Below are 21,604 nucleotides of genomic sequence, written 5' to 3' on the forward strand. Positions count from 1 at the left end.
CCTATTCATCCCAGAAACACTCCACCTTATAGTTAATCCCATCAAATCGAGAAAGAGAAGATTAAGAAAGTATACGGACCAGACGATTTACTTTGACCAAGGAGGATGTTTGTATGCATTATGTGGTGACTTCAACCTTGCCTGCTGAATTTGCAGGGCGTACAAAAGCATTATTGAAAAGAACTCGCTTGCTCAGCGAACAAGGGCAGCTTCCGATCGCCATTATTTCAACCAATTATAATCCGAATTACAAAAGCGTCTACCGCCTTTATTACAAAAACGGCTATATCCCTAAGCAAGTGAAATTAATGAATATCTATGACTTCCTATCAAAAAGAACTCATGAAGTGCCAGAAATTGAACACCCGCCTGAAGAAAAAGGATTAACTCGCTATGAACTGGAAAAAAACAAGGTTTACCGCTTTTTCGATAATGGAAAATATGTTTTATACAAAAATTATGAAAGTCCAGGCAATCGCTTGAAATTCATCGATATCATGGATCCCCACCACCGCATCCGAAAAATACGGAAAGAGTATAATCTTGCCGGACTCTGCCATAAGGAAATCATCTACAAACAAGGGACAACCTATATCTTAGAAGAGATTTTCTTAGATGAATCCGGAAAAGCCTATCTGAATAAAACTTATAACGGAACGGCAGAACAAAAACTGATACGCATCTATCTTTTCCAAGAAGGAGAGGCATTTGGATTCAAAACGGAAAAAGAATGGATTCGCCATTGTTTTGAACAAATGATTGAGAAGCATTCCACCGTCATTTGCGATGCCCGCTTTTTGGATCGCCCTTTACTGGAAATGGACGTGCCAAAAGTTAAAAAAATCCTGCTATTCCATAACTCACATTTGAACAGCAATGATGTAGCCGACGTGAAATCGTCCTACCGCTACGCACTTGAACATTTGGATGATCTAGACGAAATTGTGGTCTTAACGAACAAACAACAGGCGGATTTAGCTGAAGTCGTACCGGATACTCAAAAAGTAAAAGTTATCCCCCATTCCGTTGAACTGAAAAACTTGGGCTCCTCTTCAAAAAGAGAAAATAAGCTGGTGTTTATCGGGCGTTTGGATGAACAAAAACAGGTCCACCATTTGATTGAAGCTTATCGCTTAAAGCGGGATGTGCTGCGTGCACACCCACTCGAAATATACGGCGATGGCGATTACAAAGAACAGCTGAAGCAGCAAATTAATGACGCCGGGCTTCAAGAACAAGTAAAATTGATGGGGAAAACCGCCACTCCGGAAAAAATATTTGCACAAGCAAAAGCTTCTTTTCTAACGAGCCGTTTTGAAGGCTTCGGATTAGTGATGATCGAAAGCTTAAATAATGGCTGCCCAGTGGTCGCTTATGACATCAAATACGGGCCGAGCGACTTGATTGTTTCCGGACAAAACGGCCTCTTGGTCCCACCTGACGATATCTATGCTTTATCCGAAGCGATGGCAGAAGCCGTAGAGACGGAGTTTCCTGATGTCCGGCCCGCAGACCGTTTCAGCGACGAACAATTCCTCGAAAACTGGCTGTCTCTTTTAAAAGAACCGCGGCCCGGCCAGCCCCTTCAGCAAATTTTTCAAACGGGCTTAGTGGAACGGGTAATCGAGTGAGGCGACTCATTGGATTACCATTCTTTTTTGTTATCTTGCCCATTTAATATCCGGCATTTTCAATGCCACATCATTCACTACAAACGCTACATAACTATTTGCCAGTTTGCGCCTTTCGTGCTTGCTTAAATAAATGTCCATGCAGAAGAAATAATCGCCATTTTTATATTGAGTGGTCAGCCCGGTGCCGGAGATGGACCATTCGCCAACAGCTAAAAAGACCTGCTCCACCTCATCTAAAAATCCATCGTATTTCGAGTGGACATGCACACAAATGCGCACTTCATCGCCGTTCTGATAAAAAACCGCTTCCTCAACCGAAAGCTTGTCTGAGATTTTATCGGGTTCTTTAAAAATTGCCGAGAAATTCCCATGCTTTGTGCGATAGGGCTTAACATCAAAATAGCCGATTTTAGCTGTTCCGAACAAACCGAACGAATCTTCAAAATAGCGGGCATCCGCCATTAGACGCGTCTGGACTTTGTACCCCTCGTAATCGCTGACCAATGAAAAATCAAAATAATGCGGTTCTTCAATTTCCCGTACAAATGACAAATCGAGTATGGCATGGAAATAGCCGTGTTTTTCTTTTCCTTCCGGCACTGTCAACAAAGGCGATCCTGAGCTCTTCTCTGCTAGTCCGAGTTTTGCTGGAATCCGGTAGACTTCTTCCGTATCGCGCCTGCTCATCAGCACCGTCAAAAAAGGATTCTCGGGTAAAAAGCGGCTATGGTATTGATGCCCTTCAATGATGAAGTTCTGCCCTTTAATATAAGCATTGATGACACAAGCTGTGTATTTATTGGCTTGTGTAAAACTGATTCGCTCGTCAATCGCTATTTTAAAAGCGGCATTAGTGGCCGGGTATAATTCTCCTCGGTAAACTTGCAGATCTTCCTGCTTTTTCTCGCTGTCGAGATAATCCATTAACTCATTTGCTTCCCCATGCTCCAATAAGCGGAATTTCACTTTTTGGATAGGCGTGAAGAATTGAAAGCTTTCGCCTGGTCCATAATCTTTCAATAAAGGCGCTAAACTGGCGAGATGTTGTTTTTTTCTGGAGTAATCCAGTTTTTTATTCACTTCATACATGACTTCGAAATTCATTAGCCGGTCCCAATACTGCTGAAGCCCGCGATTGATTTTGCTTTCTTCCACGTTAAGCGAAACGATCGCTTGAAGCGCTGCCTGAATAAAACGGAAGACTTTCGAAAATGGCCTTTCCTGCTTTGTCAATTGGACTTTAATGGCATCTGGATTGCGGTCGCATAATAACAGTCATAGTCTTTTACGATGGCTATGCCATTCGAACAGATATAAGCAGGGACCGTAAACGTATGGGCCTCGCCAATATTGGTTTCTTCAAAAAAACGGATCTGGTGTTCATGAAGCAAAGAAACTTTGAACATCTTCAATGAGCTGATAGTCGTTAACGCGTTGGATCCGTAAAATGAGAAAAACTCCGGATTTTTTGAAAAAATCGCTTCCGGGACGCCTCGATTCACCCCTTTGTATTTTCCGACAACAATATCGCTATCGTATTTTTCTCCTACCGCCACCATTCGTTCCAGCGCTTCTTCCCCTAAAAAATCATCTGCATCCACAAAGTAAATATACTGGCCATTCGCTAGTTCAATCGCTTTATTCCGCGGACCGCTCGGAGAGCCTGAGTTCATCTGATGCTCTACGTGAATATTCGGGAATTCTTTCTCGTAGCGATCCAGGATGGCGCCGCTTTGGTCAGTAGAACCATCGTCTATACAAATAATTTCCAGAAATTGCTGGTCTAATGTCTGATTCAGGATGCTGGCAATGCAACGTTCAATAAATTGTTCGTCGTTGTATACGGGAATAGCTACAGTCACTTTAATCATGCTTCCCCCTCTTTCCTCTCCTAATTAAGCAATGGCTTGCTATAAATTATACCAGTTATCTGAAAATTTAATCAATTTAAAAAACCACTGCCGCTTTCTCTTAAGGCAGTGGTTTTTAATGAACTTATTTCAATAAATCAGGATAAGCGGTTTCGGCTACCAGTTTCACGGCTTCTCCTATTCTTGGCCCCGGCCGTGAGGTGATATCTGAATCCAACAAGAAGACTTGCTCATTTTGGACAGCCGCAATTTCCGACCAGCTATCGCGGGCTTTGATTTCATCTACAGCGTTCTCCACATAGGATACCGTTGTAAAAATCAGTTCAGGATTCCGGTTCACCACTTCTTCTTCAGAAAGTTGCGGCCAGCCTTCCAAATCTGCAAATACGTTTTCCACTTGAGCGTGGTTCATAATTTCCTGTTGGAAAGTCTTATCGCCCGTTGTATAGATTTCAGGCAACGGGCTGATTTCGATGTAAGCTTTTTTCTTTTGCTCAACTTCAGCGAGCTTGTCTTGGACGTCTTTAATTTCTCCTTGAATGGAAGCAATCAGTTCTTCGCCTTTTTCTTCCACTCCCATTACTTGCGCGATTTGTTCGATGTCGCCATATACATCTTCAAACGAAGCGGCGGATTCGATGACGAATACCGGAATATCCGCTTCTTCTAAAACCTCGAGTCCGGTCGGTCCGCCAGTCGAATAAGCGAGGACAATATCCGGATCCAATTGGATGATGCGTTCTGCATTGAATTTCACAGAATCAGAAACCCGCTCAACTTCCAAAGCTTCCTCCGGGTAGTTATCAAAATCCGTGGCCCCGATCAATTTGTCTCCTTCTTCTAATGCATAAAGGATTTCCGTATTGCTCGGAATAAGCGAAACGACGGTTTCCGGAATTTCTTCCAACTTCACTTCATTGCCTAAATCATCTGTCACTGCGTAAGACTCAGCCACTTCCGTTTCCGTGTTTGCATTGTCTGCAGTATTAGTTGTTTCCGCACTTTCCTCACTTTGGCAGGCTCCGAGAAATACAGCCAGTGCAAGCGTTCCACTCAATAAATAAGATTTTTTCATTTGCTCTTTTCCTCTTCTTTCTTTTTCGGTCTCGTTGGATAGGATTTGCTGATGAACGGAATCTCTTCCACCCCGTGTTTGCGATTGGTATAAACTGCCATGACAAATAAGACGTTAGCGAGCAATTGCGCATAATCAAATAAAATCTCGGGAACTTCCCCGCTCCAAACTCACTTTATGCAATGCCCTAACTGATTTTTTCGCTTCGCTTCGGCACACATGCAAGCTACAGGCAGCCTGACTCCCTTGTGGCAAGACAAAATTTCCGATACTGTCTTCCACCTCTGCCACGTAAGAATCGTATAAACTGCTCAGTTTTTCAAGGTCTTCTTGGTCAATCGCTATTTTGCCACGCACCGAACCGTTCAAATGATAGGCCATAGGCTGTAAATAACGAAGATCCCGCTCTACTTCCGGAATGTCTTTCGTCAACGAAATGGCTTCACCAATGCGTGTCGTGAGTGAATCGGTGCGAATTTCAAAATCCACTGTGGATGCGGACTCCCGCATGAATGGATAGCAAATATAGCGCATTTCTTTTTTCATTCATATCACCTCTTCTCCTGCTTTACTCAGTGGTAATCTTCCGCATCGCACTTCAGATAAACAGCAAAAAGCCGCCCTCATAAAAAGGGCGGCACCATAACAATTAAACGGCTCGTCTATAAAGCCGCAATTGAAAAAGTTGCCGTATGATTCCCTTATCTTCCGAAGAGTAAAAATACGTTCAAAAAAAGGTAGGTCTCCTGGCTTGTGCATCGTTTTACTCTAAGAACCTTCCCGTCGGATGATCACTCATCTAAGACAGTGGCATTTTCTTATTTCATACGCACTTACAGTTGCGGAAACAGCTCCGGATTCGCACCGGATTCCCTGTTATACTGACGAATCAGTACCTTTTTTCTGCATGATTATTCACTTGTTTCAAGTGTAGCATAATTTATTCCTCAGGAAAGCCTAATTTTCCGATTAGAAAGCGCTTCCAGATATTTGAATAATATGACTTTTACTTCTGCTCTCGCTTATTAATCGTTTATTGGTTAAACTAATAATCAGATAAGTCGAAAATATGAAATAGGAATGAATTTTACGACCGACAACTAAGGGGGATTATTAGATGAAAGAAAAGATTCATGAGCTTCTGAGAAAAGAAAACTATGCATTCGATAATGAAAATTGGAAGTCCATCGAAAATGTTCCTTTTCTTTTAAATGATGAGACCACGATGTTGTTGAACAAGATTAAATTGAACATGGGGATGGCTAAAGGCATCTATATTTTCTGTGACTCCAATCAAAACATCCTCTATATCGGAAAAGGCGCACCAATCTACAACCGCATACGCCGCCATTTCGCAAAACTGAAAAAGACAAATCATGCCCCTCACGGATTTTCCCAAGAGATCCAGGCACCTATCACGATTCATTGGGTCGAAATCGAACAGCCTGAAAAAAGGGAAATCGTTGAGCATATGCTGGCATATACCTTAGAACCGGTGTACAAGAAATGGTACGTAGGATAAATAGAAAAAAGCCTGTAAAGGACGCTTACTGTCTTTTACAGGCTTCTTTCTATTTTAGAGTTTTCATTTTTTCATTAAGCTTGGCAAATAGCTCTTCTACCTTCTCTGCCGGCAAAGTTTCATACAAATCACCTAGGCTGACTTCATAGGAGCTGCCCCCGTTTTCCAATGTTTTAAGGTAGCTTGTAAGCCCGATTCCCGTTTCCTGATGAAGCTCAGCAAGCAGCTCTTCCATCGTGTCATTGGCATAGCTGAAATGGACATGGAACATATTCGATACAGGCTCCACGGGCAGAGTGGTAATCCCTTCACAGCTATTGAAAAAGCCGGCCAGTTCTTTTGCATGTTCATGATACATCGCCATCTTTTTAGATCGCTTGTCAAAATAATAGTCAGCGGAAAGGATATACGGATACAGCGAAATCAAATCGCCGCCGTGGCGCCGTTTCCAAACTTTTGACTGAGCCATGAACTCTTTATCTCCTGCCAGTATCGCTCCTGCGATGCCGCCAATTCCTTTATAGAGCGAGATATAGACACTGTCAAAAAGGCCGCAGACTTCACTTGCGGTTTTACCGTAATAAGGCAGCACTTCCAGAAGCCGCGCCCCGTCCAGATGCAGTTTGATCTCGTTCTTGCGGCAATAAGCCGAAATCTCTTCCAAAGTTATGTAGCTTGGCAATTGCCCGCCAATTTCACGCTGCGGCAACTCCAACAGCACACAGGCCACTTTCTCGTCCATTTGGAGGACATCTTCTAGCTCAATGACGCGATCCTTATCAGCGAGCAGCACAGACTCGATTCCATGCAATTCTTGAAGCCCTTTTTCTTCGTGGATCTCCAGATGGCTCAATGGATGATAAGCTACTTTCCGAATGCCTGCCGCGTCGCACCAGATACGCAAGGCAATTTGCTGCGCCATTGTCCCGCTCGGGAAAAACACCGCATTTTCTTTTCCTAGCAGCTCCGCCATCTTCTCCTGAAACTCTTCAATAACCGTTCCTTGGCCGTAAATATCGCTTTCTACATTTCCATCAATACCCTCAAATGCCTCTTTCAGCACCTTCACATCACGCTTGCCGTGGCCAGCCAACTGGTGCTCACTCTCGAGAAAACTTCGCTTCAACCGTTCATTGGATGTCATTGTCTTGCTCCTGTCTCTATTCAGAATACTTGCGCTTTTATCCACTATATCATTTTTAAGGATGCCAGCAAATCGCTGGAAATCGGGAGAAGCCAATACCATTCATGTAAGAACCAAGTACACCCCAAAAAAACCGCTCTGATCTTAATCGATCAGAGCGGTTTATCTATGAATTTATTAGTTTACTGCGGCTTTAAAAGAAGCACTTGAACGGCTTCCGCCAACTTCAACCGGATGTACAGCTTCATATAGAAGCCCTTCCAGCTCGTTATTGTAAGCTGTTGCCTGTTCCTCAGTCCAGCCAAGCACTTTGCCCATATAAGCATTTACAGCCGCTTTATTGGCGTGTACCCAGTTGATATCGAAGAACAATGCACCTGTACGGCGGATGAAGAAATCAATCGGTTTGTAGGCTGCTTCGTATTCCAAAGCGTAGCGCAGCATAGCGAAAGCGATTGGGTCGATTCCCTCTTTAGCCGCTTCTTCGTTTCCGGTAAATAAGAAATTGAAGACTTGGTCAACATTTGATCCGTAGCGTTGAACCAATTTGCGTGCAGCTTCCGGAGAAAGGCCGCGGCTCACACCTAAACGCACCCGATCTTCAGAGAACTTCACGAACCCTTTTGACCCTCCAACTTCGCCGCCTGAAATCGGCAAATGTTTTGTGGATACTTTTTTGAATTTCAAGCCATGCTCTTTTTCCAATTGCTCAGCTACCATATCGACGATGCTTTCGCCCATTTTACGGTAGCCGGTCAGTTTACCGCCGGCAATCGACAGCAATCCTGAATTTGAAACAAAGATCTCATCTTTACGTGAAATCTCTGAAGGGTCTTTGCCTTCTTCGTGAATCAACGGACGCAATCCAGCCCAGCTTGATTCGATATCTTCCGTACGGATTCCCACTTCCGGGAACATGAAGTCGATCGCTTTCAAGACATAATCGCGGTCTTCTGTAGTCATCGTCGGATGAGCAATGTCCTGTTTGTAAACTGTATCTGTTGTACCGACATACACTTTCCCTTCACGCGGAATCGCGAATGCCATCCGGCCATCCGGCATATCGAAATAGATCGCTTGTTTCAACGGGAAGCGGCGGCCATCGAATACTAAGTGAATTCCTTTTGTTAATTGCAATGTCTTACCTTGTTTAGAATGGTCTTTGTCGCGCAATGTATCCACCCATGGGCCTGCTGCATTGACGATTTTCTTCGCATAGATTTCGTGGATTTTACCATCGACCTGGTCTTCCACACGGATGCCGACCACTTTGCCGTTATGGTAGATGAAGCTTGAGACTTTTGCATAGTTCATAGCCAAAGCGCCTTTTTCAACCGCTTTTTTCATGACTTCCATCGTTAGGCGAGCATCGTCTGTTTTGTATTCTACGTAGTAGCCGCCGCCTTTAATGTCTTTCTTTTTCAATAAAGGTTCACGGCGCAAAGTCTCTTCTTTTGACAGCATTTTACGGCGTTCATCTTTCTTGACTCCTGCTAAAAAGTCATAGACGCGCAAGCCAACATTTGTACTAAGCGGCCCAAAAGTTCCACCTTTATAAAACGGCAATAGCATCCATTCAGGAGTCGTTACATGCGGTCCATTTTCATAAACGATTTCACGTTCTTTCCCTACTTCTGCCACCATTTTCACTTCAAATTGCTTCAAATAGCGTAGCCCACCGTGAACGAGTTTGGTAGAACGGCTGCTTGTGCCTGCAGCAAAATCCTGCATTTCCACGACCGCCACTTTCATGCCTCTCATTGTTGCATCTAGCGTTGTTCCTGCACCTGTAATCCCACCGCCGATCACGATTAAATCAAGAGGTGTATTTTTCATTTTATTGTACGTGTCTGTTCGGTTTAAGCTGGAAAATTTCATCATATACCGCTCCTTTAGTTTTTTACAATTTTTGGAAAGGAAACAAAAGAGACCAAGCTACAGTCGCAGAATTTCTTCAGCTGAACTGGCTTGGTCTCTCGATATCTCCGGCCAAATATTAACTTTTACTTAAGAATTAACAATTGATTTTGCTTCAGGTTTTTTAAATGTACGAGTTGCAGCTACTGCATTTTTCCAACCTTCGTAAAGTTCTTCACTTTGCTCAGCTGGCATCAAGCTCGTAAACGTTTCTTCCACTTTCCACTGTTTCGCGATCTCTTCTTTGTCTTTCCAGAAGCCTACCGCGAGTCCTGCTAAGTAAGCAGCACCAAGTGAAGTTGTTTCTTGAATGACCGGACGTTCTACCGGTACATCAAGTATATCACTTTGGAATTGCATCAGCAAATCATTTGCAACGGCTCCGCCGTCAACGCGCAATGTCTTAAGTTCGATTCCGCGTCTTTGATCATGACATCTACCACGTCTTTTGTTTGATATGCCAATGATTCTAGCGTCGCACGGATGAAGTGGGCTTTCGTTGTTCCGCGAGTCAAACCGAAGATGGCACCGCGTGCATCTGTATCCCAGTAAGGTGTTCCAAGGCCTACAAATGCAGGTACCATGTAAACGCCGTCTGTTGATTCGACTGAAGCCGCGTACGCTTCGCTTTCAGGTGCGTTATCCAAGATTTTCAAACCGTCGCGAAGCCATTGGATAGCGGATCCAGCAACGAAAATACTGCCTTCAAGAGCGTATTCCACTTTGCCGTCTACTCCCCAAGCAAGTGTTGTCAATAAGCCGTGATCTGAAACCACACCTTTTTCACCTGTATTCATCAACATGAAACAGCCTGTGCCGTATGTGTTTTTCGCCATGCCTTTTTCAAAGCAAGCTTGGCCGAATAAAGCGGCTTGTTGGTCGCCTGCAATTCCGGCAATCGGCACTTCATGTCCGAAGAAATGATAGTCGACTGTGTTTGCGTAAACTTCAGAGGACTGGCGCACTTCCGGAAGCATGCTTTTTGGAACCGTCAAGATTTCCAAAAGCTCATCGTCCCATTCCAAATCGTAGATATTGTACATCAATGTACGGGAAGCATTGCTGTAATCCGTAATATGCGCTTTTCCGCCGGATAATTTATAGACTAGCCACGAATCGATTGTACCGAACATCAAGTCTCCGTTGTTCGCTTTTTCACGAGCACCCTCAACATTGTCCAAAATCCATTTTACTTTTGTTCCAGAGAAGTAAGCATCGATCAATAAGCCCGTTTTCTTGCGGAATGTGTCTTCCAATCCTCTTTCTTTCAAATCTTTGCAAATGCCATCAGTTTGGCGCGATTGCCAAACGATTGCGCGATAGACAGGTCTGCCAGTGTTGCGATCCCATACGACTGCTGTTTCGCGTTGGTTCGTGATTCCGATTCCGGCAATTTGATCCGGCGTAATATCTGCTTTTCTTAAAACTTCTGCGATACAAGCAAGCACGGAAGTCCAGATCTCATTGGCATCATGCTCTACCCAGCCTGGCTGCGGGAAAAACTGTTCGAATTCCTGCTGAGCAGAATTGACGATTTCACCTGCATGGTTGAACAATACTGCACGCGAACTTGTAGTGCCTTGGTCAATAGATAAAATATATTCTTTAGTCAAAACGATCTCCTCCTCCGGAAATTAAGAAACGATTTTTTGTTCTAATTTATCAGCTACTGTTGAGCCTTTTCTCAATTCTACACTTGCTGCGCCGAATAAAACCAGCAGGAAGATTGCACTAAGCGCCCAGAAAAGCAAATTGAATTCGCCTAGGAACATTGCTTTATAGAATACTGCTCCGTAGATACCGCCGAAAATTGGTCCGACGATCGGCACCCAAGCGTAGCTCCAATCTGAACTTCCTTTGCCTGGAATCGGCAATAATGCATGGGCAATTCTTGGCCCTAAATCACGAGCCGGGTTGATCGCATATCCTGTAGGACCACCTAAGCTTAAGCCGATTGCAAGGATCAATGCCCCAACGATCAATGGGTTTAAGCCTTCTGTAAATTCGTTTGCTCCGATGAACAATAAGCCCATTACTAAAACAAATGTCCCGATGATTTCTGAAACCAAGTTCGAGAATGGCTTACGTACAGCAGGGATGGTTGCAAATACACCAAGTTTCGTCTCTTGGTCTTTCGTACGCTCCCAATGCGGCAAGTAATTGAAAAAGACGATAGCTGCTCCGATGATCGCACCGATCATCTGCGCCAAAATATAAACTGGAACTTTTGACCAAGGGAAGTCGCCGACTGCCGCAAAGCCAAGTGTAACTGCTGGATTCAAGTGAGCTCCGGAGAAATTGCCGACAGCGTAAACCCCCATCGTTACTGCTAAGCCCCAAGCGATTGTTACAACGATCCAGCCGCCGTTTTCTGCTTTAGAATCCTTTAATGCGATACCAGCTACAACTCCAGCACCAAAAATAATCAAAATCATGGTACCAATTACTTCAGCTAAAAATTCCGTCATTTTTCAACACTCCTTTATAATTTTGTTTAAGAACCGAAAAGAAAAAAAAGACCTCCACTGAAATGAGCAGACTTCTACTTAAGAAGTACTCATATCAGTGCAGGTCTCCATTTCTCCAACACAGCTCTTAACTTGTTAATCCTAAACTATCACTTACTGAAAGCGCTGTCAACATCAATTTTTTAAAAAGTTTCTGGATTTGACATATTTTAATCCAGAAACTATTTTAATCTGCAAAGCGCCTTTATTTGTCCCATAATTCGGGTTGGGAAGTCGAAATCGCTACAGCGCCGCCTTTATAAGCAAGGCTTATATCTTCTTCAGTCCGGATCAAACCGCCAGCAATTACAGGGATCCCCGTTTTTTCTTTCACTTCTTTTATAACCGAGGGAATGATTCCAGGAAGAATTTCAATGTAGTCCGGTTTCACTTGATTGATCAGATTGATATTGTTTTCAAGCGCTTGGCTATCCAGCAAAAAAAGCCGTTGGATAGTCATCAATTTGTTTTTTTCGCCAGCGTAATCACATTGCTGCGCGTAGAAACGATGCCATCCGGCTTGATTTCCCTTACCAAGTATTCGATTCCATACATATCCGCTTTGAGCCCTTGGATCAAATCGACATGAAGAATCACTTTTTTATCCGCTTTTTTCGCTGCTTGCACAAGCGTCTTCAGCTGCGATAAACGCACTTCCAAATAAATGATGTATTCATGGTCGCTTTTCAATAAGCGTTCAAATTCTTTCATATTGCGCAACGCCGGCAAAACGCCTTTTAATTCATCCACGAGTTAAATTCCTCCTTTCATCGAAAACTGCTTGAGATATCCATTCATTCCATTATCCACTCCTTTGCAGTGCCTATCAACAGTTTTTCAAATCCTTTTCTGTCTATTAGCTGCTCCATTGAAAATCCCTGCATCGCAAAGGAGCGATGCAGGGATTTTCTTGGTACTCAATAGGCATCTTTAGAGCCAAACAGCACCAACACTGTTTTTAGTATCAATTTAATATCAATCAAAGTATTGCGTTCACGAATGTATTTCAGGTCAAGATAAACCCATTCTTCAAAGCCGATATTGCTGCGGCCATTTACTTGCCAGTAGCAAGTGAGGCCAGGGGTCACACTGAGCCGCTTCATTTCATAAAGCGTGTATTTCTCGACTTCATCCGGCAAAGGCGGCCGCGGACCTACTAGGCTCATTTCGCCTTTAAGTACGTTCAACAGCTGCGGCAGCTCATCGATGCTGGTCTTCCGGATGAAACTTCCCACTTTTGTTACCCGCGGTCATGCTTGATCTTAAAAACCGGTCCAGAAACTTCATTTTGCCGCAGCAGCGCTTTCTTTAATTCTTCTGCATTGCAGACCATGGAACGGAATTTATACATATAAAAAGTTTCTCCATCTTTACCTACTCTTTTTTGCTTGAAGAAGACCGGTCCAGAAGAATCTTCCGCTTTTATCAAAATGGCGACCATCAGGAATAACGGACTTAAGCAAATGATCCCAACAAGTGCTCCAATCATATCGATAAACCGCTTCGTGAATAAGTATGCATAATTTTCATTGGTTGTGACCTCTTCAAAAGTCAGATGCGGCATCTCATTCATCACCGGATCTTTTGTTTTTTCAGGAGTGGAAATTGACAATAAAATCACCACTTTCGCCTAGAAGTTAAATTTCCAAATTCACAGAGAGGCAGTTTCAATAATTTCAATTACAGAAGGTCTTCCAATTGAATGATATTCGATTCTCGCTTGCTTCATCGAATCGAGTGAAAAACAATTTCTGCCGTCGATGACGAGCGGCTGCTTCATTCGTTTAAATACAGATAGATCCATGCTCTTAATTTCATCCCACTCCGTTAATATCAATACAGCGTCACAGCCGACTACAGCTTCTTCAACTGAATAGGCGTAATCGACAAGCGGATCTAAAATTCTCTTGGCATTGTCGATCGCGATTGGGTCATAGGCGATTACGCTTGCGCCTAAACTCAATAATTCATTTGTCACTTGGATAGAGGCAGCTTCTCTCATATCATCCGTATTCGGCTTAAATGCCAACCCAAGTATCCCGATTTTTTTCCCATACAAGTTGGAGAAACAGCCTTTTAACTTATTCACTAAAATCCGTTGCTGTTTTTTGTTAACGCTGACAACGCCTTTCAGCAATTTAAAATCATATTCGAAGTCTCCAGCAATCTGGATAAGCGCTTTTGTATCTTTCGGAAAACACGAACCGCCGTAACCGATTCCAGCCTTAAGGAATTGGCTGCCGATACGCTGATCCATTCCCATGCCAGCTGCAACGTTTTCAATATTTGCGCCAACCAACTCACAAATATTCGAAATTTCATTGATAAAGCTGATTTTGGTTGCTAAAAATCCATTGGAAGCATATTTAATCATTTCTGCACTTTTAATGTCCGTTTTATAGATTGGAATTCCGAACGGCTTATTTATTGTTTCCATCACTTTGAAAGCATGTCCGGTTTCAGCACCGATGATGATACGGTCGCCATGAAATGAATCGTGGATAGCGGATCCCTCTTTTAGAAACTCAGGATTCGATACGATATCCACCCTTACCGGATGGACCAAATTCTGTTTGATTACTTGCAGCAATTTATGATTTGTACCGACTGGAACGGTGCTTTTCGTGACAACCGTGACATGGCTCGTAATGTGTTTAGCTATATCGATTGCCGCCTTTTCAACGTAATCCAGGTTTGCAGCACCGCTTGGTTCTTCCGGGGTACCGACGGCAATATAAATCACTTCCGCATCTTTAAAGGCTTCTTTATGGCTAGTAGTGAATTCCAAACCATTCTCCAAGATGTTCTTGTTCATCAGCTCACTGAGTCCAGGCTCATAAATTGGAGAGATCCCTCTCTTCATTTTTTCTATTTTCTTCTCATTAATGTCTACACAAGTGACTTGATGCCCGATTTCGGATAAGCTGACACCCGTCACTAATCCGACATACCCTGTACCGACGACCGAAATCTTCATTCTCATTCCCCCAGGCTAGATTAATGATGCGGCTGATTTTTGGCTGAGCAATTCTTTCATAATTTCTTCAAGCGGTTTGGAAAACTCTTCATTATCCAGTGCAAATTCAATGGTCGTCCGGATAAAACCGAGCATTTCACCAACGTCGTAACGTTTGCCTTCAAAATTGTAGGCAAAGACATTTTGAATTTCATTTAACTTTTGGATGGCATCTGTCAGTTGGATTTCTCCACCAGCTCCTAATTCCTGCTGGTCCAGGAAATCAAAAATTTCCGGCGTTAGAATATAGCGTCCCATGATCGCCAAATTTGATGGCGCTGTTCCTTGTTTCGGTTTTTCCACATAATTGCTGACTTGATAACTGCGGCCGTCTACAGCAACCGGATTGATGATGCCGTAGCGATGAGTTTCAGTGTCAGGCACTTCTTGGACGCCGATAACCGAAGACTGCAAGCTGTCGTATTGGTCCATCAATTGCTTCAAGCAAGGTTTTTCGGCCTTCACCACATCATCTCCAAGAAGGACGGCAAATGGTTCATTGCCGATAAACTTCCGTGCACACCATACTGCATGCCCTAACCCTTTCGGTTCTTTTTGCCGGATGTAGTGAATCTCTACTTTTGAGCTAGCCCGGACTTTTTCCAGCAATTCGTATTTGCCTTTTTTGAAAAGATTATCTTCAAGTTCAAAATTTTTATCAAAATGATCTTCAATCGCACGCTTTCCTTTGCCGGTAACGATAATGATATCTTCGATGCCAGAAGCGATTGCTTCTTCTACGATGTATTGAATCGTCGGTTTATCAATTAAAGGAAGCATTTCTTTCGGCATTGCTTTAGTAGCTGGCAAAAATCGCGTTCCAAGGCCAGCTGCTGGAATAATGGCTTTTGTCACTTTTTTTGTCATTAGATTCCCTCCTGAGATTAGCAATCAATTATATCTTCACTTTCCACTAGTCGTGTTGAGATGTTCAAAAGCCTGAGAATAAGGATGCAGATGTTTTTATCGGATGTTTCATTCCGCGATTGAAACGGATATTCATAAGTATTTGCTAATTCTTCAAGGGAAATTCCATATTTAACCCAATTACATAACCCCACAAATTAACTAATACTTTATACCCATCCAAACTATAAATATCAATTTATCACTCCTTTTATGGTTATATATAATTACTAATATTCTTAATAATCGATTTATTTAATCATTTTAACATCCATAGTCCTAAATAGGAAGCTTTTTCAGTGAATATATTACATTTTTCTAAATTTTCTAGTAAATTAGAATACTTATAATGTGAATATAAAAAAAAGCTAGAGCGCTTGCCCCTTACAGGACATACACTCTAACTGCTCTCACTTATTATTTTGTTGAACTTCTTTTTCCTTTGGAATTTCTCTGTTCAATAATTCCTCGCGGTGCTTTTCTGTTATTTTTTCTGCTCGTGAGCTTGTTTTTGCAAAAGAAAATGCAAAGCCGATCACTACTGCTATTCCACCTGTTAACGCCATCCACATAATTGATTCCTCTTTTTATCCGCATATGTATTTTTCAACTTTTCCGACTCCCTACGCAATTTCAACATCATGCCATTAATTTCATCTTCTAAGTTTACCATCTAAATGGGAACTTTTAATGAATATGGCAAAAATTTTCCGAAAAATTTTTGTCATTTGAATTTTAAATGCTTCCATTAGAAAAAGCGATTGCAAATTCCAATCGCTTTTAATAGATTATTCAGAAATTAAAGCATAGAATAAGAGACCTTCCTCTTTACTTCAATCCGATAGCGGCATTTGAAGTATGTGAAACGATCATTTCCATCTCGCCGCTAACATAATAATCCTTAATAGTAGCAGGCAGAATAAAATTATCCCCTTTTCTTAATGCCATCCTACAGTCTTCGGTTCCAAACTCTCCAGACCCTTCGATAACACTGACCATCAGAAACCCCGCTGCTAAGCTGGCTTCCATCTTCCCCTTTAAGAGCCAATGATAGACAGTGAAATACGTTTCCTCTATTAAACGTGTAGAAACCAGGTTCCCTTTGTCTTCACGCAATTTCTCGCACAAAAAATCCTGATGCGGATACATCGTGCATGTCAAAGCCTGCTCTAAATGAAGTTCCCGCTTGAGGCCATGCCGATCCGTCCGGTCATAGTCATAAACGCGGTAGGTGATATCGGAACTTTGCTGGGTCTCCAAAATTACAATTCCTTTGCCAATGGCATGCAGCGTTCCGCTCGGCACGTAAATAAAATCCCCTTTTTGGACTTTCATGGTCTGAAGAAGATTTTGCCATTCTCCATTCTTCACCATTTCTTGAAATTCCATTTGGCTTTGCGCTTTATGGCCGATAATAATTTCCGCATCTTCATCACAATCCAATATATACCAGCACTCTGTCTTACCGCATGGTTTCCCGACGACTTCCCGAGCATAATGGTCGTCCGGATGGACTTGGACAGACAAATTATCGTTTGCATCCAAAATTTTGACCAATAGCGGAAATTCGTCATCAGAAGCGCTGCGTCCAAACAAATCCGGATGCTCTTTCCAAACCTCTGATAATTTCTTGCCTTTTAATGCCCCGTTTCTCACCACAGAGGGGCCGTTTTCATGTGCAGAAATCACCCAAGCTTCTCCCGTCAAATGAGTCGGGATTTGATAATCGAATAAAGTTTGCAGTCTGCTGCCTCCCCAGATCCGCTCTTGGAAAACAGGATCAAGAAAAACCGGCTCTTTATACATGAACATGCCTCCCCATCCCAAAGATAAGAATTTGCATTTTATTGCTGAATAGCCGACAGTCTCCCTTTGCAGACTGCTTCGATTTCTTCCCATTCATTCAAAGCCCGGAATATATCCTCCTCGATCAATTCACTGCCAGTTTGGACTTCAATGATCTCCATTTCAGTCGTAGCACGAAGGGTATGCTTTGCAGCCAAAGGAATATGAATCACATCGCCAGTTCGCACATGGCTCAGCTGGTCATTGATCACAAAAACCCCTTCGCCTTTTACAATTGTCCATACTTCGCTTCGCTTATAATGAACTTGATAACTGAAATTTTTACCCGCATGTACAGTGAGGCGCTTGATCAGCACTTCATTTCCTTCTGGGTACTTCGTGTGTTCCAATACCCGGTACCATCCCCACCGGCGTTCTTCATACATCGGGCGGCCGCCAAAGCCGTCGACATATTCTTTTACTTTTGTACTGGCATCTTTATCGGTCACTAAAATCCCATCCGGGCTTGCAGCCACTACGACATTATCAAGACCGAGCAGCGTAATCGGCACGTCAAGTTCATTGACGATATGCGAATTTTTCACGTTTTTGCCGATGACGCCTTTCCCAGTAATCGAACCGCCCATTTCTTCCGTTAACGTATTCCAGGTACCAAGGTCTTTCCAATAGCCTTCGTACGGCAGCGAAATAATTTGCTTCGCCTTTTCCACCACTTCGTAATCGAAGCTGTTTTTAGGCAAAAGATGATAATTTTCGAGGAGCCCTTCATAATCCGTCGGAAGGCCACGTTCAATTAAAAGGTCAATAATATAATCCAGCCGGAACGCAAACACTCCGCAATTCCATAAAGCATTTTCAGCAATCAGGGTCTCTGCCTCCGTTTCACTCGGTTTTTCCTTAAAATAATCAACGGTTAAATAATCATCGCCATTCAATGCTTTCGGAATAATATATCCGTATTTCGCAGAAGGATAAGTCGGTTTAACTCCCATTAAAGCCAAATCGGCTCCTGAGTTTTTCAGCGCTTCCTCTAAGTCGTGGACTCGTTTGAAAAAAGCATTGTCTACATATGGATCCACAGGAAGCATGCCGACCACTTCATCAAGCCTGCATCCTTTTACAGAAAATAAGTAAACGGCCGCCAGTGCAATTGCCGGGAAAGTATCTCTTCTTTCCGGTTCGGTCACGATATGGACAGATGGCCCCAATTGAGTTTTAATCATGTCCACTTGAGAATAGCTCGTTGCTATAATGGAATGGTCTGCTAGGTTGGTTTCCTGCAATTGCTGCCATACACGCTGGACCATCGACACCTTATTGCCCTCTTGGTCATTCAGTACCTTCAAGAATTGTTTTGACCGTGCATCATTCGATAAAGGCCAAAGCCGTTTACCTGATCCTCCTGACAATAAAACAAGTCTCATATAATATCCTCCCATCGCCTTCTAATCTGCTTTATTCACGCTAATTCAGCCGCATTTAACACATGACTCTTAAGTAGGTATAAAGAATGACTTAATCCACACCCAAAGATTCTTTCTACCTGCATAAGAAATGGATATAACCCCATTGTACTCACAATTATCTGATAATTCAATATAAATATTCACATTAGTTAGAAATATCAGAAATCATTAAATCTTTTTATGGAAAATATCATTCATTTTTATAAGTAATTAGAATTACTTAACCTAATTAATTTAATTTAATCCCTAAATGAATATGGGTATTTAGGTTTTCCGGATTTTAAAAAACCGTCTTGTCCCTATGTGGACAAGACGGTCGGCTTACTTATAAAGATTTTAATACTTCCCGGTATTTGCCGATTGAATTTTCCCGCGTAAGATTCTGTTCTAAATACACACGGCCATTCAATCCCATACCTTTTAGCTCTTCCCGGTTCATCTCATAAAGCTTTTTAATTGAATCGACGATTCCCGCATAGTTCTGTGGTTCTACGACGACACCCGATCCGCTTTCCGAGATCAGCCTCTCCACTTCACTGCCTTGTTCCAAAACGCCAAGAATCGGTTTTCCAGCTGCCATCACCCCGTAAATTTTACTTGGAACCGAAACACCTTTGATCCCTTTCTGATTCACCACTAAGTGGACATCGGCCGCATTCAAGGAATAACGGATAAACTCTTTCGGTTGATAGGGAAGAAACATCACATTGTTTAAGTGATTCGCTTTTGCATATTCCTGCATTCGGTTCTTCACAGCACCTTCTCCAATAAATAAGAACACAATGCCCGTTTCTTCTCTAAATTCTTTAATGATTTCTACGATATTCTCCAAATCATAGTAGAGGCCCAGATTGCCTGAATACATGACGATGAACTTATCCTGCAATCGATGTTTCGCCAAAAAGTCAGCTACCATCGGCTGATTTTTATCAAGCGGGAGGATTTCTTTTTCATTGGTCCAATTGCTGATGACGGAATGATCTGGCACGCTCTGATTCGAAAATCGCTGCCTAAGCGTTTCGGCCATGTCCCGACCGACAACTAAAACATGGTCAGCATAGCTGCAATTCCATTTATCAACCATTTTTGCGGCCTTAAATATTGCTTGGTTATTCGTGTAGGAAACAGCTTGCGCCTGCTCCGGATTAAAGTCATGGATGCTATATACATGTTGGGCCCGCTTAAGGAACTTCCCGATCGAGCCGATTAACCCGCCTAAAATTGGGGGTTGAGAAATCGTAAAGATAATATCAATATCCCTTTCCTTGAGCAGTGCTACATTCGCTAAACTGAAATACGAAAGGATATAGCGGATCCGGCTAATTTTCGAGTTCTTATTAACTTCAGGCAATTTAATCCGGATAATTTTAATCGTTTCCAAATAATCTTCCTCGAAAGTCTTCTTTACTACTTTCTTTTCCCCTGCATAGCCAGGCTGTGCCGCAATAACCGTAATCGAAAAGTCTTCTTGGAGATCTTTGGTCAATTCGGTCAACAATTGGCTGGTGGCTGCTAAGTCCGGATAAAAATAATTGATGACAAAAACGATTTTCTTTTTAGGTTCCATACGTCGCCTTCCTATCCTAAAGAATTAACAGAGATTGGTGCTTCCTGATTATCGAAATCACTGAAAATGGCTATAAGCGAATCGGTATATTTGTCTTCTGTATAATATTCTTCGTAGATCTCCCGGCTGATTTTGCCAAGCAGCTTTCGCTCTTCTTCATTTACAGCTAACTGTTTAATCGCTTGTTTGATATCCGTCACTACAGGTTCGACTAAAATTCCGCAGTCTTCTATCAATTCAGCGATAATTCCACGATCCGACGATATAATCGGCAATCCCGCAGCCATGCCTTCGATAATGGACATCGGTTGGCCTTCCACTTTGTATTTTGTTGGCAGAGCCATCATATCGGCTTGAAGGAAAAACTGCTTTTTCTCTTCCCCACGTTTCGTTCCATGATAGATAATTCGATCGGCCATTCCGTATTTATCAATAAACCGTTTCACTTCCTGGAATTCATTTTCACTTTGGATCGCTCCTACCAGATTCAATTCAAGGTCCAACCCTTCTCTGATCAAACCCACCACAGCATGGATCAATTCAACATACCCTTTTTCAGCCATTAAATTGCTCAAATACAAAATCGATATTCTGTCTTTCTTCCGATTAAAATCGATTTCACTTTTTCGGATGAAATTTTCAGGTATACCGTTTGAAACCACTTCCACTCGTTTCACGAGATTTTTATAATTGGGAGCCAATTTCCCGCCTAAAACGATGCCAACATCCACTTTCTTCAAGGTATTTTCGATGAATTTCCGCAACCTCCCGGAAGTCGCATCAATTGTTCCGCCTAGATTATTGCCATGGAGATGGGTAACCACTCGATTCTTATGGGAAATTTTACAGAAACGGATGAACAGGCAATCGCGGATCAATCCCATTTTAGTTTGAGAAATTGAAATATAAAGGATGGCATTTTTATTAAACAGACTGAGAAAAGCAGTATATACAAGTTTCACTGAATCAAAAAATAATTTATCAAATGCCAAACCCCCGGGATCTTCAAAATCCTTTCGGTTCAAATTCATTTTTTTTACATCATAGATTTCATGGAGCTTTTCTGCTTCATACAGTGATTGAAGAGCGATGCTTTCGCCTAAAATCGGAGGCGGCAGCGGCCCTACAAAAATTAAAGTTTTCTTTTTCATGTTCCCCATCCGGTTCACCTCT

General features: G+C 42.5%; 15 protein-coding genes, 4 pseudogenes and 1 riboswitch. Of the genes and pseudogenes, 2 read left to right on the plus strand and 17 right to left on the minus strand.

What is annotated here, in order from left to right; translation table 11 throughout:
- Positions 1-113 precede the first annotated feature (113 nt).
- Positions 114-1,631: a glycosyltransferase gene (locus L0M13_RS12860; RefSeq protein ID WP_235196879.1), complete on the plus strand. Its 1,518-nt coding sequence runs from the start codon at positions 114-116 to the stop codon at positions 1,629-1,631.
- A gap of 30 nt (positions 1,632-1,661) precedes the next feature.
- Here the strand turns inward: L0M13_RS12860 and L0M13_RS12865 are convergent, their stop codons facing one another.
- The 4 genes and pseudogenes from L0M13_RS12865 to L0M13_RS12880 all read right to left on the minus strand — a co-directional run bounded on the left by L0M13_RS12865 (position 1,662) and on the right by L0M13_RS12880 (position 5,126).
- Positions 1,662-2,867, minus strand: a complete 1,206-nt coding sequence (locus L0M13_RS12865) for a hypothetical protein (protein ID WP_235196880.1) — start codon at positions 2,865-2,867, stop codon at positions 1,662-1,664.
- The gene (locus L0M13_RS12870; RefSeq protein ID WP_235196882.1) at positions 2,864-3,505 is read right to left on the minus strand and encodes a glycosyltransferase family 2 protein; all 642 of its coding nucleotides are present in this window, start codon (positions 3,503-3,505) and stop codon (positions 2,864-2,866) included. The genes L0M13_RS12865 and L0M13_RS12870 overlap by 4 nt, the downstream gene beginning before the upstream one ends.
- A 124-nt stretch (positions 3,506-3,629) precedes the next feature.
- Entirely contained in the window at positions 3,630-4,580 is a 951-nt protein-coding gene (locus tag L0M13_RS12875) for an ABC transporter substrate-binding protein (protein WP_235196883.1), read from the minus strand.
- A pseudogene (locus tag L0M13_RS12880) lies at positions 4,577-5,126 on the minus strand (hypothetical protein). The gene L0M13_RS12875 and the pseudogene L0M13_RS12880 overlap by 4 nt, the downstream one beginning before the upstream one ends.
- Positions 5,127-5,298: 172 nt before the next feature.
- A riboswitch (cobalamin riboswitch) is annotated at positions 5,299-5,495 on the minus strand.
- 202 nt (positions 5,496-5,697) lie between these two features.
- Here L0M13_RS12880 and L0M13_RS12885 point away from each other — a divergent pair.
- Complete coding sequence (locus L0M13_RS12885) at positions 5,698-6,102, plus strand: GIY-YIG nuclease family protein (RefSeq protein ID WP_235196884.1); 405 nt, start codon at positions 5,698-5,700, stop codon at positions 6,100-6,102.
- Between the two features lie 49 nt (positions 6,103-6,151).
- Here the strand turns inward: L0M13_RS12885 and L0M13_RS12890 are convergent, their stop codons facing one another.
- From L0M13_RS12890 to L0M13_RS12950, 13 genes and pseudogenes are all read right to left on the minus strand, one after another.
- A complete protein-coding gene (locus tag L0M13_RS12890; protein ID WP_235196885.1) occupies positions 6,152-7,246 on the minus strand; it encodes a threonine aldolase family protein in 1,095 nt (364 codons plus the stop codon).
- A 177-nt stretch (positions 7,247-7,423) separates the two neighbouring features.
- Positions 7,424-9,124 carry a glycerol-3-phosphate dehydrogenase/oxidase gene (locus L0M13_RS12895; protein WP_311195569.1) on the minus strand — a complete coding sequence of 567 codons (1,701 nt, stop codon included), beginning with the start codon at positions 9,122-9,124 and terminating at the stop codon, positions 7,424-7,426.
- A gap of 129 nt (positions 9,125-9,253) precedes the next feature.
- A pseudogene (gene glpK, locus L0M13_RS12900) lies at positions 9,254-10,776 on the minus strand (glycerol kinase GlpK).
- A gap of 21 nt (positions 10,777-10,797) precedes the next feature.
- Positions 10,798-11,631, minus strand: coding sequence for an MIP/aquaporin family protein (locus tag L0M13_RS12905; protein WP_235196887.1), 834 nt, complete (start codon positions 11,629-11,631; stop codon positions 10,798-10,800).
- A 244-nt stretch (positions 11,632-11,875) separates the two neighbouring features.
- A pseudogene (locus L0M13_RS12910) lies at positions 11,876-12,381 on the minus strand (glycerol-3-phosphate responsive antiterminator).
- A 206-nt stretch (positions 12,382-12,587) separates the two neighbouring features.
- Positions 12,588-13,243: pseudogene (locus L0M13_RS12915) on the minus strand (sugar transferase).
- Between the two features lie 78 nt (positions 13,244-13,321).
- Positions 13,322-14,647: a UDP-glucose dehydrogenase family protein gene (locus L0M13_RS12920; RefSeq protein ID WP_235196888.1), complete on the minus strand. Its 1,326-nt coding sequence runs from the start codon at positions 14,645-14,647 to the stop codon at positions 13,322-13,324.
- A 15-nt stretch (positions 14,648-14,662) separates the two neighbouring features.
- Positions 14,663-15,553 (minus strand): UTP--glucose-1-phosphate uridylyltransferase GalU, encoded by an 891-nt coding sequence (gene galU / locus L0M13_RS12925; RefSeq protein ID WP_235196889.1) that lies wholly within the window; start codon positions 15,551-15,553, stop codon positions 14,663-14,665.
- A gap of 449 nt (positions 15,554-16,002) precedes the next feature.
- Positions 16,003-16,164: a hypothetical protein gene (locus tag L0M13_RS12930; protein WP_235196890.1), complete on the minus strand. Its 162-nt coding sequence runs from the start codon at positions 16,162-16,164 to the stop codon at positions 16,003-16,005.
- Positions 16,165-16,420: 256 nt separating this feature from the next.
- A complete protein-coding gene (gene manA, locus L0M13_RS12935; RefSeq protein ID WP_235196891.1) occupies positions 16,421-17,398 on the minus strand; it encodes a mannose-6-phosphate isomerase, class I in 978 nt (325 codons plus the stop codon).
- A gap of 38 nt (positions 17,399-17,436) precedes the next feature.
- Positions 17,437-18,822, minus strand: coding sequence for a sugar phosphate nucleotidyltransferase (locus tag L0M13_RS12940; protein WP_235196892.1), 1,386 nt, complete (start codon positions 18,820-18,822; stop codon positions 17,437-17,439).
- Between the two features lie 367 nt (positions 18,823-19,189).
- The gene (locus L0M13_RS12945; RefSeq protein ID WP_235196894.1) at positions 19,190-20,431 is read right to left on the minus strand and encodes a glycosyltransferase family 4 protein; all 1,242 of its coding nucleotides are present in this window, start codon (positions 20,429-20,431) and stop codon (positions 19,190-19,192) included.
- A gap of 11 nt (positions 20,432-20,442) precedes the next feature.
- Entirely contained in the window at positions 20,443-21,591 is a 1,149-nt protein-coding gene (locus tag L0M13_RS12950; RefSeq protein WP_235196895.1) for a glycosyltransferase family 4 protein, read from the minus strand.
- Between the last annotated feature and the right edge of the window lie 13 nt (positions 21,592-21,604).

This window comes from Planococcus sp. 107-1, assembly GCF_021513255.1.
In the GTDB taxonomy this organism is placed as follows: domain Bacteria; phylum Bacillota; class Bacilli; order Bacillales_A; family Planococcaceae; genus Planococcus.

Bases quoted from the DNA above. Each gene is read 5' to 3' on its own strand.
- L0M13_RS12860 (WP_235196879.1), top strand. From the start codon at position 114: ATGCATTATGTGGTGACTTCAACCTTGCCTGCTGAATTTGCAGGGCGT.
- L0M13_RS12870 (WP_235196882.1), bottom strand. From the start codon at position 3,505: ATGATTAAAGTGACTGTAGCTATTCCCGTATACAACGACGAACAATTT.
- L0M13_RS12875 (WP_235196883.1), bottom strand. From the start codon at position 4,580: ATGAAAAAATCTTATTTATTGAGTGGAACGCTTGCACTGGCTGTATTT.
- L0M13_RS12885 (WP_235196884.1), top strand. From the start codon at position 5,698: ATGAAAGAAAAGATTCATGAGCTTCTGAGAAAAGAAAACTATGCATTC.
- L0M13_RS12890 (WP_235196885.1), bottom strand. From the start codon at position 7,246: ATGACATCCAATGAACGGTTGAAGCGAAGTTTTCTCGAGAGTGAGCAC.
- L0M13_RS12895 (WP_311195569.1), bottom strand. From the start codon at position 9,124: ATGAAATTTTCCAGCTTAAACCGAACAGACACGTACAATAAAATGAAA.
- L0M13_RS12905 (WP_235196887.1), bottom strand. From the start codon at position 11,631: ATGACGGAATTTTTAGCTGAAGTAATTGGTACCATGATTTTGATTATT.
- L0M13_RS12920 (WP_235196888.1), bottom strand. From the start codon at position 14,647: ATGAAGATTTCGGTCGTCGGTACAGGGTATGTCGGATTAGTGACGGGT.
- galU (WP_235196889.1), bottom strand. From the start codon at position 15,553: ATGACAAAAAAAGTGACAAAAGCCATTATTCCAGCAGCTGGCCTTGGA.
- L0M13_RS12930 (WP_235196890.1), bottom strand. From the start codon at position 16,164: ATGTGGATGGCGTTAACAGGTGGAATAGCAGTAGTGATCGGCTTTGCA.
- manA (WP_235196891.1), bottom strand. From the start codon at position 17,398: ATGTATAAAGAGCCGGTTTTTCTTGATCCTGTTTTCCAAGAGCGGATC.
- L0M13_RS12940 (WP_235196892.1), bottom strand. From the start codon at position 18,822: ATGAGACTTGTTTTATTGTCAGGAGGATCAGGTAAACGGCTTTGGCCT.
- L0M13_RS12945 (WP_235196894.1), bottom strand. From the start codon at position 20,431: ATGGAACCTAAAAAGAAAATCGTTTTTGTCATCAATTATTTTTATCCG.
- L0M13_RS12950 (WP_235196895.1), bottom strand. From the start codon at position 21,591: ATGGGGAACATGAAAAAGAAAACTTTAATTTTTGTAGGGCCGCTGCCG.